The 12,633-nt window shown below is 70.3% G+C and carries 11 protein-coding genes and 1 tRNA gene; 8 read left to right on the forward strand and 4 right to left on the reverse strand.

What is annotated here, in order from left to right:
• Positions 1-97: 97 nt before the first annotated feature.
• The 5 genes from QRN26_RS11855 (at position 98) to QRN26_RS11875 (ending at position 4,126) form a co-directional block, all read left to right on the forward strand.
• A complete protein-coding gene (locus tag QRN26_RS11855) occupies positions 98-1,261 on the forward strand; it encodes a CHAP domain-containing protein (protein ID WP_285036975.1) in 1,164 nt (387 codons plus the stop codon).
• Between the two features lie 429 nt (positions 1,262-1,690).
• The gene (locus tag QRN26_RS11860; protein WP_056007696.1) at positions 1,691-2,188 is read left to right on the forward strand and encodes an HNH endonuclease; all 498 of its coding nucleotides are present in this window, start codon (positions 1,691-1,693) and stop codon (positions 2,186-2,188) included.
• Positions 2,189-2,214: 26 nt separating this feature from the next.
• Positions 2,215-2,289: transfer RNA gene (locus QRN26_RS11865), tRNA-Arg, on the forward strand.
• Between the two features lie 115 nt (positions 2,290-2,404).
• Positions 2,405-3,247 carry a LysR family transcriptional regulator gene (locus QRN26_RS11870; protein WP_056007693.1) on the forward strand — a complete coding sequence of 281 codons (843 nt, stop codon included), beginning with the start codon at positions 2,405-2,407 and terminating at the stop codon, positions 3,245-3,247.
• Positions 3,248-3,466: 219 nt separating this feature from the next.
• Positions 3,467-4,126, forward strand: a complete 660-nt coding sequence (locus QRN26_RS11875; protein ID WP_285036979.1) for a ScbR family autoregulator-binding transcription factor — start codon at positions 3,467-3,469, stop codon at positions 4,124-4,126.
• A 208-nt stretch (positions 4,127-4,334) separates the two neighbouring features.
• Here QRN26_RS11875 and QRN26_RS11880 read toward each other — a convergent pair whose 3' ends face one another.
• Together QRN26_RS11880 and QRN26_RS11885 are read right to left on the reverse strand one after the other, a co-directional pair.
• Positions 4,335-5,006 (reverse strand): response regulator, encoded by a 672-nt coding sequence (locus QRN26_RS11880; protein WP_285036982.1) that lies wholly within the window; start codon positions 5,004-5,006, stop codon positions 4,335-4,337.
• Complete coding sequence (locus QRN26_RS11885) at positions 5,006-6,745, reverse strand: sensor histidine kinase (RefSeq protein ID WP_285036984.1); 1,740 nt, start codon at positions 6,743-6,745, stop codon at positions 5,006-5,008. Before QRN26_RS11885 ends, QRN26_RS11880 begins: the two co-directional genes overlap by 1 nt.
• Before the next feature lie 228 nt (positions 6,746-6,973).
• On the opposite strand from QRN26_RS11885, the gene QRN26_RS11890 reads away from it, so the two are divergent.
• Positions 6,974-8,398 (forward strand): CitMHS family transporter, encoded by a 1,425-nt coding sequence (locus tag QRN26_RS11890; protein ID WP_056011421.1) that lies wholly within the window; start codon positions 6,974-6,976, stop codon positions 8,396-8,398.
• Positions 8,399-8,434: 36 nt separating this feature from the next.
• Here QRN26_RS11890 and QRN26_RS11895 read toward each other — a convergent pair whose 3' ends face one another.
• Positions 8,435-8,932: a LysM peptidoglycan-binding domain-containing protein gene (locus QRN26_RS11895; protein WP_056778544.1), complete on the reverse strand. Its 498-nt coding sequence runs from the start codon at positions 8,930-8,932 to the stop codon at positions 8,435-8,437.
• A 165-nt stretch (positions 8,933-9,097) separates the two neighbouring features.
• On the opposite strand from QRN26_RS11895, the gene QRN26_RS11900 reads away from it, so the two are divergent.
• The gene (locus tag QRN26_RS11900) at positions 9,098-10,132 is read left to right on the forward strand and encodes a Gfo/Idh/MocA family protein (protein ID WP_056778541.1); all 1,035 of its coding nucleotides are present in this window, start codon (positions 9,098-9,100) and stop codon (positions 10,130-10,132) included.
• Here the strand turns inward: QRN26_RS11900 and QRN26_RS11905 are convergent.
• Positions 10,095-11,297 carry a glycosyltransferase family 4 protein gene (locus QRN26_RS11905; RefSeq protein WP_082498493.1) on the reverse strand — a complete coding sequence of 401 codons (1,203 nt, stop codon included), beginning with the start codon at positions 11,295-11,297 and terminating at the stop codon, positions 10,095-10,097. The two genes, QRN26_RS11900 and QRN26_RS11905, sit on opposite strands and share 38 nt — an antisense overlap.
• Before the next feature lie 116 nt (positions 11,298-11,413).
• Here QRN26_RS11905 and QRN26_RS11910 point away from each other — a divergent pair, with 116 nt between their 5' ends.
• A complete protein-coding gene (locus tag QRN26_RS11910; RefSeq protein ID WP_082498492.1) occupies positions 11,414-12,628 on the forward strand; it encodes an ROK family transcriptional regulator in 1,215 nt (404 codons plus the stop codon).
• Positions 12,629-12,633: the final 5 nt, after the last annotated feature.

The raw sequence follows: 12,633 nt of genomic DNA on the forward strand, positions 1-12,633 counted from the left end.
GCCACACGAACCGACATCAATCGTCGGATGGGGCTGCGCCATGCCGATCGCCTTGCGGTGATCCGTGTCGCTCATGCGGGGTGCCGGAGGAATCCACGTGACAGCAGCTGGTGCGAGCGGCCCCGAACAGGCCGAGACGACCCCGGACGTCCCCCTCACCCGGAAGCAACTCCGACTCCAGGAGCAGGCCGCGAAGCAGGCGGAGGCGTCCTCCGCCTCGTCCGAGCCCGCCACCACTCCCGCCGATGCCGAGCAGGCAGCGGTCGAAGAGCACCCGGAGATCGTCCTGGACGACGCACTCGTCGAGGAGACCGACGACGCGGCGGCGACCGGTGAGATCGCCCTCGACGACCGACCGCTGACGAAGCCGTCGGCTCCAGCGGTGACGCCCCAGCAGTCGTTCACCGTCTCCACCACGTCTGGCTCCCCGCTCGCGACCGCAGCGCCGCTGCGCACCGGCGCCGAGCGCGTCGCGCGCAAGCCGAAGCCGAACACGGCAGTGTCCCCGGCGATCGCCGTCCGCAAGCCCAAGCCGACCGGAGCCCGCCCCGGCTCGGTCCGAGGAGTCGCCACGATGGCGTTCCTGGTGCCGGCGTTGCTCGCAACCGTCGCGCTGCCCGCGTACGCGGCGAGCAGCAGCGCCCAGACGGAGTACGGCACATCCGCGTCGGAGCAGCTCAAGACCTCCGGTGCCCAGAGTGTCGTCGCCTCCGACAAGGTGGCCGACGCACCGATCTCCCGCGACCTGTACACCGCGACCACCCCGGACGAACTGGCCGAGCGTCAGCGGAAGCTCGACGCCGCAGCCGCCGCGAGCGACGCCACCTATTCGATCACGGTCGGCGCGCGCCAGTCCGGCGACGACTACCCCTGGTTCGACCAGGCGACCGACGACGAGGGCGGCGGACTGTCGCCCCTGCGGTACTACTACCGCGAGTGCGTGGACTTCGTCGCCTGGCGCCTGAACCGCGACGCGGGCACGCCGAGCGGCAACTGGGCCTTCACCTGGGGGAACGGCCTGCCCCCGAGCAGCGCGTACGGCTGGGCGGACTCCTGGCAGTACAACAAGGGGACGAACGCCATCGCCGGTTCCGTCGCCTGGTTCAACTACAACCACGTCGCGTACGTCCAGTCGGTCAATGCCGACGGAACGGTCACCCTGGAGGAGTACAACTGGGGTTCGGCCCGCCACAGCTACAACACGCGGACCATCGCCGCGAGCGCCGTGGCGCTCTACCTCTACCCACCGGGTGTCGGCTGATTCCGAGCGCTCGACCTGGACCGCATCCTCCATCGGAGGGTGCGGTCCTTCGTCGTCCACGGACCGACCGTCGACGGATGGCGGACACCGCCCGAAGGCGACGGCGACATGGCGCGCAGAGGAAATCTGTCCGAACCCGCGGAAATCCCGGCCTCGTGGGTTAATCTGGTGCTCTGCAACTCGGAGAGGTTCAGGAGCTGATGCACGCTAGATGCCGCCAGGTGGTCGCGAACGGTCGCGACCTCTACGTGCTGCGTCATTCCAGCCAAGCGTGCCGCGGCTCCGCCGTGGGTCAAGAGGGTGCCGTCATGACGACGGTGCCCTTTTTTGTCGCCCGGAAACGACCCGATCCGATGTCGCAGTGGTTCTGCAGGTCTTGATCGTCGACCGGTCGCGGCAGCCGTCGCGGCCCTTCGGAAGGGAACGTGTATGCGCACACTGGTGTTGAACGCGGGCTACGAGCCGCTCGCGATCGTCTCGTTCAAGCGGGCGCTCGTGCTCGTCATGAGCCACAAGGCGAGCGTCGTCGAGATCGACTCCTCGCACCCCGTCGTGGCGGCGAGCGGCTCGTACGATCGGCCGTCGGTCATCCTCCTCACCAGGTACGTCCGGATCCCGCACGCTCGTCGTGTGCCGGTCACCCGACGGGGCGTGCTGCGGCGCGACGGTCATCGCTGTGCGTACTGCGGGAAGGCGGCGACCACGATCGACCACGTGCAGCCGCGGTCGCGCGGAGGCGTCGACAGCTGGGAGAACCTCGTCGCCTGCTGTCTGCGATGCAACAACGTGAAGGGTGACCGCACCCTGGCGGAGATGAACTGGAGCCTGGGTGTGTCGCCCGGGACGCCGCACGGGTCCCAGTGGATGGTGCGCGGTGTCGAGCGTTCGGAGCCCGACTGGGAGCAGTACCTGGCGCCGGCCGCTTGAGCGACCGGCTACACTCGACGGGGTCAGCCTCTGTAGCTCAATGGAAGAGCAGTTCCGTCCTAAGGAAAGGGTTGGGGGTTCGAGTCCCTCCAGGGGCACCATCAGGGCACGGCCCGCGAACGGCGACACCCTCCCGGAGCGCTGGGGTCACTCAGGCGGACTCGCGTCGGGGGTCGGCTGTCGGATAGGGCGTCGAGCACGCCGTAGGCTCGAAGCATGACGCACGACCTCAACCGCCAACTCGAACGCGACGCCATCACGCTCCGCCAGCTGCGGTCAGCGGTCGTCGTCGCGGACACGCGGACCCTGGGGGCGGCGGCCAACCTGCTCGGCGTCGCACAACCGAGTCTCGCCCAGCAGTTGCGGCGTCTCGAGGCCGCGCTCGGCGTCGAGCTCTTCAGCGTGCTCGGCGAGGAGTACCGTCCGACCCGCGAGGGGCAGCGCTTCCTGCTGAAGGCCCGGACGTTCATCGACGTGGTCGCCGACATGGATCCGGCATCGCCCGCGCGACACATCCGGGTCGGTCGTCCACCGACCACCTGGGACGCCGTGGTGTCCGAGGCCGGTCGTCGTATCGACGTGCCGGCCGTCGCCGTGGCGATCGAGCCGGTCGAACAGCTCCACCTCGTCACCACGGGGCGCCTCGACGCCACCATCGTGCGCCTGCCCATCGATCTGCCCGAGGCGCTCGCCGCCGAGGAGATCGCGGCGCTGCCGCTCGGGGTCGTCATGCGTGCCGCGCACCCGCTGTCCAAGAAGGACGCCATCGACTGGTCCGACCTCGCCGACCAGGAGCTGCTGCGCCCGGAGCCCGGCAAGGACCCCGAGTACTCGGCGTGGCTGGCCGGAGCACTCGCCGCACGCGGCTGGTACCCGCGCTCGTTGACCATCGACGCCGGCAACGACACCCTGTTCCTCGACGCGCTCCGCTTCGGCGAGCGACTCGTCGCGCTCCGGCCGGTCGCCGCCATGCGCGAGGGCGACGGCCTCTGTTGGCGCCCGTTCGCCGACGCTCCCGAGCTCCGGGAGCGGTTCGCACTCGTCACCCGCCGCGAGTGATCCCGACGGGCTGACGAGCGGGTCGGGCGTCGGTGCGAAGGTGGCGCCCGCCGGGCCCGGTCGACATCCTGGCGCGTCCTTTCCCTCCGGGACCGGGCGTTCTCTGGACACAAGTCGGTCGACTTGTTCCTGCGTTCCGACGCATTCGTCACCGACTTCCCAGCTCGGAGTCGCTACGCTGGTGTCTGAATCGGGGGATGACAGAAGCAGGATACGCACATGCCCGAACGACGACCACAGCAGCAGCGAGGTCATGAACGACGCCAGACCGTCGTCGAAGGTGCCGCGCGCATGTTCGACCGGGTCGGCTATGGACAGGCGAGCCTGTCGGACATCGCCCGCGAAGCGGGGACGACGCAGGGCTCGCTCTACTTCTACTTCCCCTCGAAGGAGGAGTTGGCGCTCGCCGTCATCAACGAGCAGAGCCAGCGCTCCATCGCTGCCCTGACCGCCCCGACCACGGCGTCGTCGCCGTTCGGTGCGCTCGTGCAGGCCTCGCGGATGATCACCGAACTGTTGCTCACCGACCCCATCGCACGGGCGGGGCTCCGCCTGTCGCTGGAGCAGGGCGTGATCCAGGCTCCCACCTCCGACTTCCACGAGCGGTGGATCGCGAACGTCGAGCAGCAGGTGCAGGCGTCGATCGAGCTGGGAGAGCTGCGCTCCTCGCTGGACCCCTCGGATCTCGCCCGGTCGTTCGTGGCGTTCTTCACGGGCACCCAGTTGATCTCGAGCATGCTGACGGGCCGGAGCGATCTGCTGAACGCCGTCGACGCCATGTGGCGCCTGCTCATCACGGCGGTCATCGTCGTGGACCGACAGCCGGAGGTTCTGGCCGTCCTGGATGCGGCCTTCGACCCGCAGGCCGCAGAGGCCTGAACGCACGTTAGGGGATAGCCCTGACGCCCTCGCTGGAGCGCGACTCTAGAATCAGTAGGGTGATTAACTCACTTTGCTGATCGTCGTGTGACGACGGATGGATCACGGACGTGCGGGGGCATGTCGTCATCCATCGGCGGAGAGTTGGTTCACGTGCCGGGCTGGGCGATGTCGTGGGGGGATCGCCCAGCCGCCGGCATGATCCGCGTCAGCGCGAACGGTCGGTGAGGGCGTAGCGGTGTTCCGGCCGACCGGTCGTTCCGTACCGCAGCTGCGTCGTGAGCAGGCCCCGGCCCGCCAGGGCCGACAAGTACCGCTGGGCGGTCGCGCGGGAGACGCCCACCAGTTCCGCGACCTCGGCTGCCGAGCGCTCGCCGTCCACGGCCGACACCGCCTCGAGGACGGCCGTCTCCGTCGCGGACCGCGACCGCGTCGGTGCTGCGGTGTCCCCGGAGTGGAGGATCCTCAGCGCCCGTTCGATGGTCTCCTGGTCGGCGTTGACGGCCTCGCCGAGGACGTTCCGGAAGCGGGCGTACGCCGCGAGTCGGTCCTGCAGCAGCTGCGGGGCGAACGGCTTCACGAGGTATCCCAGCGCTCCGGATCGCAATGCCCTCCGGATCGATGCGCCGTCCGATGCGGCCGAGACGACGATGGTGTCGACCGGGAGGTCGACGAGGAGGTCGAGGCCGTTCCGGTCGGGCAGGTACCCGTCGAGCAGGACGAGGTCGGGACGCTCCGCCGCGACGGTCCGCGCGGCCTCCGCGGCGGACCCCACGGGCGGGAGGGCACGGAACCCGTCCAGTTCGTCGACGATCCGGCAGTGCAGACGGGCGACGTGGAAGTCGTCGTCGACGACCAGGACGGTGAGTTCGGTAGGCATCAGTCGTCGTTCTTTTCGGGTGAGATCGGATCAACGGTCCCCGGCAGGCGCGCGCAGAACACCGCGCCGTGGCTGCCTGGGGCGCCAGGCGATGCGAGCCACACCTCGCCGCCGCGCCGGCGCGCGATGTCCCGGGAGAGGGGGAGACCGAACCCCTGTCCGTGGATCGCGTCCGGATCCTCGACGGTGGGTTCCTCGGGTGGGCGTCGCTCACCGATCTCGGGGGTCGGGACGATGCCGTCGCCCGAGTCCATGACGGAGCAGTGCAGCTCGGAGCCGTGGTCGAGGACCTCGACCTCGACCCAGGCCGGTCGTGCCGAACCGGCGACGGCGGCCCGGACGGCGTTGTCGAGCAGGTTCCCGAGCACGGTGGTCACGTCCTCAGGATCGCACAGCGATCCGGTGACGAGGGTCTCCGATCCGATGGTCAGGAGCACCCCGCGTTCCGCGGCCTCGACCCCCTTCGCGCCGAGGAACGCCTGCAGGTACGGTTCCGTGAGTCGATCGGCGTGCTGGACGGGGTATCGCAGTGGGCCGTGGTCGAGCACGTTCGCGAGGTACCCACGGGCCTCGTCGTCCTGGCCGGTCTCGAGCAGGCCGGAGATCGCGTGCAGACGGTTCGCGAACTCGTGCCGCTGCGCGCGGAGGGCGGTGGTCATCGTCGCGACGGCGTCGAGTCGGCGGGTCAGCGCCTCGACGTCGGTGCGGTCGCGCACGACGACGACCCGGCCGAGGTCCACGCCGTCCTGAGACACCGTCCGGACGTCGATGAAGAGGACACGGGAGCCGACGACGAGTTGGGTCGGGACCTGAGCGGGTGCGTCGTCCGCCACGAGGGCGATGAGTCGCTCGGGCAGGTCGAGCTCGGCGAAGGGGCGTCCGACGGTCGCGTCGACGCCGAGCAGGCGGGCCGCCTGATCGGTGCACACCGTCACGATCCCGCGCGGGGAGACCCCGACGACCCCCTCGCCGACGCCGCCGAGCACAGCGGCCTGGTTCTGCACCAGGGCGGCGAGCTCCTCCGGGCCGAGGCCGAGGGTCAGGCGCCGCAGTCGGCGCCGGATGAGCATGGACGCGACCAGGCCGATGGTCAACGCCAGGAGGGCGGCCCCCGCGACCAGCGTCGTCTCCCGCGCGACGTCGGCGAAGACCCGCTGCGGGGCGAACCCCACGCTGACCTCGCCGACGACCTCCCCGGCGCCTGCGCCGACGACGGCACCCGCGGTGTCCGTCGACTCGGCCGCGAACACGGGCACCTTGGCCCGCGCGGAAGGACCGAGGGTCCCGGTCTCCCACGACACGGACTCCCGGCCGGACAGCGCCGCTTCGGCGCTCGTGCTCACCTGGCGTCCGAGTTCGTCGGGATCGGGATGCGCCAGACGGATCCCGCGTTCGTCGGTGACGACCACGAAGAGCGCGCCGGTCCGGACACGGACCTCGGCAGCGAGCGCCTGCAGGGTGGAGGTCCGCAGATCGGCAGCCTCGGGCGTCCCGGGGGTGCGTGCCTCGAGGGTCACGGCCGATCGGACGTCCGGGTCGCTCGCGACGCTCTGGGCGATCGCCAAGGCCGTCGACTGGGCCTCCTGCACGAGGCGTTCGCTGCTCATCCAGGCGTAGACCCCGGTGCACACCACGACGACGGCCGTGACCACGATGAGTTGGAGGACGAGGACCTGCGCCGCGAAGCTCGAGCGTCGGGCACGCCGCCGTTCCGGCCTCGCCGCTCCATCGCCGATCATGGCTCCGATGGTACGGCGCTCGCGGTAACGGTGCCGAAGGCGGCCGGATGAGCAGAACGCGCAGAAGTCGACGGAACTGGCAGATCCGCGCCGAACGCCCACAAGCGAGACAGCTCGGCGCCGCTCCCGTACGGTTCCGTGAACACCCGCAGCAGCCGGCGCCTCGTGCGCGCCACCGCGACGGGTCACGTCGTGCACACCGCGGTGCACGCAGACGAAGGAGTCGACATGCTGGTCATTCTCGGATTCGCGATGATCCTCACCTTCATGGTGCTGATCATGACGAAGCGCCTCACCCCGATGGTGGCGCTCATCATCGTCCCCACGGTCTTCGGACTCTTCGCGGGTGCCGGCCTCGGTCTCGGAGACATGGTCATCGAGGCCATCGGGAGCCTCGCGCCCACCGCAGCCCTGCTCATGTTCGCGATCATGTACTTCGGGATCATGATCGACGTCGGTCTCTTCGACCCGCTCGTCCGGTTCATCGTCCGCGCCCTCGGCAACGACCCGGCCAAGATCGTCGTCGGCACGGCACTCCTGGCCGGCGCGGTCTCCCTCGACGGCGACGGATCCACGACCTTCATCGTGACCACGGCGGCGATGCTGCCGATCTACCTGCGCCTCGGGATGAACCCCGTCGTGCTCACCTGTGTCGCCGGGCTCGCGAACGGCACCCTCAACATCGTCCCGTGGGGCGGGCCGACCGTCCGTGCCGCCTCCGCACTGGGCGTCTCGCCGACGGAGATCTTCGTGCCGATGCTGCCGTCCCTGGCCGCAGGTCTCGTCCTCGTCTTCGTCTTCGCCTGGTTCCTCGGGCTCGGCGAGCGGAAGCGACTCGCCGGCGTCGACCTCCTCGGAGCGGACCCGAGGGGCGTCGCAGCACCGGGCTCCGGCTCGGGACCCGCCGACCACCCGCTCACCGGTGGGATGGCGACCACCTTCTCGACCAGTGCCCGCGGGCGCCTCGCCACCCTGGTGCGGCCCGACGACACCGCGATGGCCGACACGATGCTCGACCCCGATCGCGACACGCTCCGACCGCGGCTCATCTGGGTGAACCTCGTCCTGACCATCGCCGTCATGACCCTGCTGGTCGTCGACCTGATGCCGCTGCCCTACGTGTTCATGGTGGGCACCGCGGTGGCACTGCTGGTGAACTTCCCGCGGCTGGCCCAGCAGTCGAAGGAGATCGTCGCCCACGCGCCGAGCATCGTCGGCGTCGTCTCCATGGTGCTCGCGGCCGGTGTGCTCATCGGTGTGCTCAACGGGACGGGCATGGTCACGGCGATGGCCGACTGGATCGTCGACATCATCCCGAACGAGCTCGGGCCGTTCCTCGCCGTCATCACCGGCGTGCTCAGCATCCCGATGACCTTCTTCATGAGCAACGACGCGTTCTACTTCGGCATCCTGCCGGTCCTCGCGGAGAGCGCGTCGACGTTCGGCATCGAACCGGTCGAGATGGCGCGGGCGTCGATCACCGGACAGCCGGTCCACCTGCAGAGCCCCCTCGTCCCGGCGATCCTCCTGCTCGTCTCGCTCGCGAGTGTGAACCTGGGCGACCACCACAAGAAGGTCCTCTGGCGGGCGGCGATCGTGTCCCTCGTGATGCTCGTGGTGGGCGTGCTCGTCGGCACGATCCCGTTCGGCTGAGCGGCAGGGGCTGACCGGCGGTGGCCGGCCGGGCACTCAGCGCGTGGTCGTCCAATCGAGGTTGACGATGTCGCCGATGTAGATGTCGAGACCGAACCCCGGGATCGACGGGTTCATCCGGAGCAACTGCTGCTGCGGCAGGTCGAAGCGCTGGGCGATGTCGAAGAACACGTCACCCGCGACCACGGTGTAGCTGACGGGATTGCCGTCGGCGTCCGAGACGACCGGACCGAGCGCCCCATCGCGCGGTCCGAGGTCGTACGCCGGACCCTCCGGGATCGGTTCCGCCGGTTCCGCGGGGGCGTTCGGGACGATGGGTGCCGGCTCGGGCGGCAGGGCGTCGCGTGCCGTCTGGGTCGGCACGGGAGCGACGGACGGCGACGGGTCAGGCCGCTCGGTGACGACAACGGTGACCGGGGGTGCTGCAGGCGCTGCGACGCAGGCGCTCAGCGCGAGGAGCCCGGCGACACCGAGCGCGACGGCCCGGGCGCTGCGGACGGCGCGTCGGCGTCCGCTCGATTCGATTGCCCCCACAGTGCTTCCCCCAACAGCCGGACCGGGTCCGCGGCGGGATGGCGGACGTGGTCGAGTCTTCAGCCTACGGCGCAGCACGGCTGGAGCGAGCAGGGCTATCCCCGAACCCGGAGGCCTGATCGACGCCCTCCAGTAGGCTGCTGGAACGCGCATCGAAGGAGAGCCATGACGGATCAGCACACCGACCAGCCATCCCCGGGGAGTGCAGCCGCGGGTTCCTCAGCCGGCCTGCGATGGGGCATCCTCGGCCCCGCGGGCGTCGCGAAGAGCTTCACCGCCGACCTCCGCCGACACGGATTCGACGTCAGGGCCGTCGCCTCGCGGTCCGCCGAGACCTCGGCCGCGTTCGCCGCCGAGTTCGACATCCCGAACGTCCACGTCGGGTACGAGGCCCTCGTCGCCGATCCCGAAGTGGACGTCGTCTACATCGCGACCCCGCACCCGTTCCACGCCGAGCAGGCGGTCCTCGCCCTCGACGCCGGGAAGCACGTCCTCATCGAGAAGCCCTTCACCCTCAACGCGGCCGAGGCGCAGGCGGTCGTCGCGCTCGCCGCAGAGCGCGGCCTCGTCGTCCTCGAGGCGATGTGGACCCGGTTCCTCCCGCACATGATCCGCCTCCGCGAGTTGCTCGCGGACGGTGTGATCGGTCAGCCGCGCAGCCTCGTCGCCGATCACACACAGCTGCTCTCCGACGACCCGCAGCACCGGATGAACAACCTCGAACTGGGCGGCGGTGCCCTGCTCGACCTCGGCGTGTACCCCGTCTCCTTCGCCTCGGCGGTCTTCGGCACCCCGACGTCGATCCAGGCGACCGCCGCCTTGCGCGACACGGGTGCCGACATGCAGGTCGCGACGCTCTTCGGCTACGCGGACGGTCAAGTGGCGAACACCCTCTCCGCGAGCAACACCGTCGGCCCGAACCGCGCCGCCATCGTCGGCACCGAGGGATGGATCGAGTTCGATCGGGTCTGGTACACGGCGACCACGTTCCGGGTGTTCGACACGAGCGGGGAGGTCGTCGAGACCTACCGCTCCGAGGTCGAGGGTCGCGGCATGCACTTCCAGGCCTGGGAGCTCGAACGGCTCGTCTCGGAGGGTCGTCTCTCCGGTGAGATCATGCCGCTGGCCGAGACGGTCGCGATCATGGAGACGCTCGACGAGGTCAGGCGTCAGATCGGCGTCCGCTACCCGGACGAATGACGCGGGGGACCGGCGACCGAGGGTCGAGTCCACCGCGCTGTGCCCGCGCTCCCTGGTGGAGTTCGATGGCATCGCTGTAGTGGCCGATGAGCGCGCTGCTGACGCTCTTCCAACTGCGCGGGAGGACGCCGGCTCGGGCCGCAGCTCCGAACGCCGCACGCTTCACCTCGTCGCCGACGAGGTCCTGCACGAAGCCGCGCAGCTGTTCGAGCCTGCCGGGTTCGTACAGCCACCCGGTCCGGCTGGAGTCGACGAGGTCCACGGGACCACCGCGCCCGGTCGCGACCACGGGCACGCCTGACGCCATCGCCTCCTGGATCGTCTGGCAGAACGTCTCCGACTCCCCGGGGTGGACGAAGACGTCGAGTCCCGCCATCGCGACCGCGAGCTCCTCGCCGCCGAGGAACCCGGTGAAGACCGCGTCGGGGAGCCGCTGTTCGAGTGCGGCGCGGAGCGGTCCCTCGCCGACGACGACGAGTTTCACGCCAGGGAGGCCGCCGAGGACCGCCAGGTCGGCGACCTGCTTCTCCGCGGCGAGACGCCCGACGTATCCGACGATCCGCTCACCGTTCGGCGCGATGGACCGACGCCAGGCCTCGCTGCGCCGCTCCGGTGAGAACCGGGCCGCGTCGACACCGCGGACCCAGAGGCGGACGCGGGGGATCGCGTGCGCCTCCAGCTGCGCGATCGACTGTCGCGAGGGTGCGAGGGTGATCGTCGCCTTGCCGTGGAGGCGTTCGACGTGCTGCCAGAGCAGTGACTCCGCCACCGGGAACCCGTAGCGTCCGGCGTACGCGGGGATGTCGGTCTGGTAGACCGCGACGGTCGGGACGCCGAGTCGCTCGGCCGCCTGCACCCCGCGCCACCCCAGCACGAACGGGGAGGCCAGGTGGACGACGTCCGGCCGGAAGCCGCGCAGCAGCTCGGTGATACGGCCGACACCACCCGCGGCCACCCGCACGTTGCGGTACCGGGGGAGGGGGATCGACGGCACGCCGTCGACCCGGAACCCCTCGTGGTGGCTCGGCGTCGAGGCGCCGGCACCCGGGGCGATGACGAGCACCTCGTCACCGCGGTCCGCGAAATGCTCCATGATGCGGAGCAGGGAGTGGGTGACGCCGTTCATCTGCGGCAGGAACGACTCGGTCACGATTGCGATCCTCACACCCATGATGCTCCGCGCCGGACGGGTCCCGGAGGTGCCCGAGAGGAGACGCGACGGTGACCATCGGGTGACATCGCGGTGCCGCACGATGAAGCGCAGCCTGCTTTACTTATCGCATGACTGCAGGCGGATTCGGACACGGCGGCGGGATCGCGTCGGAGCGCATCGAGTCCTTCCCGTACACCCCGGCTCGACGGCTGCGGCCGAACGCCAAGGTCCTGCCGGAGCACGCCCGCGGCCACAACCGAGCGCTCGTCCTGCAGACGCTCTTCGCGAGCGGCGCCATGAGCCGTGCCGACATCGCGCGTGCCACCGGCCTCACCCGGGTGAGCATCTCCGATCTGGTCGCCTCGCTCATCGCCGACAACCTCATCGTCGAGGTCGGCTTGCGGGAGACCGCGCGCCCGGGCAAACCCGCCACCCTCATCGACATCAACCGCGCCGAGTTCCAGATCGTCGGCCTCGACCTCTCCGACACCGAGCTGTTCCGCGGTGCCGTCCTCACGCTCGACGGCGACATCGTGACGATGCTGCAGGTGCCGCTCGACGGGGCGACGGGGGAGGCCGCGATCGCGAAGGCGGTGGCGCTCGCCGCCGACCTCGTCGACGAGGCGACGGTGGAGGTGCTCGGCCTCGGCGTCGGTTCGCCGGGCGTCGTGGACATGACCGGCACGGTGCGCAGCGCCCCGAACCTCGGTTGGACGGACGTCGACCTCCAGGGCGCGATCGAACAGGTCGCCCAGGTCCCGGTGCTCGTCGCGAACGACGCCAACGCGGCGGTGCTCGCGGAGTACAGCTTCGGTGGGGCGGACGGCGACCTCATGCTCGTGAGCGTCGGCAACGGCGTCGGCGCCGGGTTGCTCGTCGGCGGCCACCCGCTGTTCGGCAGTCGGTTCGCGGCCGGCGAGATCGGCCACGTGGTCGTCGGTACCGATGGTGGCCCCCTCTGCGCCTGCGGAAAGCGCGGGTGCCTCGAGGCCTGGCTGGCCGTCCCGCACCTCCGGCAACTGCTCGACGAGGTCGACGGGAGTGGCCTGCCGATCACCGAGGTCGAACGTCGCCGCGACGAGATCCTCCGGGCGGCCGGGGAACGCCTCGGCATCTCGCTCGCCGCCATCGTCGGTGCCCTGAACCTCTCGGAGATCGTCGTGAGCGGTCCGGAGGAGCTGCTCGGCGGCGTGCTGTTGGACGCGGCGATCGAGACCGTCCGGGCGCGGACCATGACCGAGTTCCACAGCGGTGTCCGCATCCGGATGAGCGAGCAGGGCTCGGACATCGTCCTGCGCGGGACCGCGGTGATGGTGCTCTCCGGCCTCCTCGGCGTCTCCTGACGGAC

The organism is Plantibacter sp. ME-Dv--P-095 (genome assembly GCF_030209365.1).
Taxonomy (GTDB): domain Bacteria; phylum Actinomycetota; class Actinomycetes; order Actinomycetales; family Microbacteriaceae; genus Plantibacter.

Excerpts from the sequence above, each read along its gene's own strand:
- QRN26_RS11860 (WP_056007696.1), top strand. The coding sequence starts at position 1,691 with ATGCGCACACTGGTGTTGAACGCGGGCTACGAGCCGCTCGCGATCGTC.
- QRN26_RS11870 (WP_056007693.1), top strand. The coding sequence starts at position 2,405 with ATGACGCACGACCTCAACCGCCAACTCGAACGCGACGCCATCACGCTC.
- QRN26_RS11875 (WP_285036979.1), top strand. The coding sequence starts at position 3,467 with ATGCCCGAACGACGACCACAGCAGCAGCGAGGTCATGAACGACGCCAG.
- QRN26_RS11880 (WP_285036982.1), bottom strand. The coding sequence starts at position 5,006 with ATGCCTACCGAACTCACCGTCCTGGTCGTCGACGACGACTTCCACGTC.
- QRN26_RS11885 (WP_285036984.1), bottom strand. The coding sequence starts at position 6,745 with ATGATCGGCGATGGAGCGGCGAGGCCGGAACGGCGGCGTGCCCGACGC.
- QRN26_RS11890 (WP_056011421.1), top strand. The coding sequence starts at position 6,974 with ATGCTGGTCATTCTCGGATTCGCGATGATCCTCACCTTCATGGTGCTG.
- QRN26_RS11900 (WP_056778541.1), top strand. The coding sequence starts at position 9,098 with ATGACGGATCAGCACACCGACCAGCCATCCCCGGGGAGTGCAGCCGCG.
- QRN26_RS11910 (WP_082498492.1), top strand. The coding sequence starts at position 11,414 with ATGACTGCAGGCGGATTCGGACACGGCGGCGGGATCGCGTCGGAGCGC.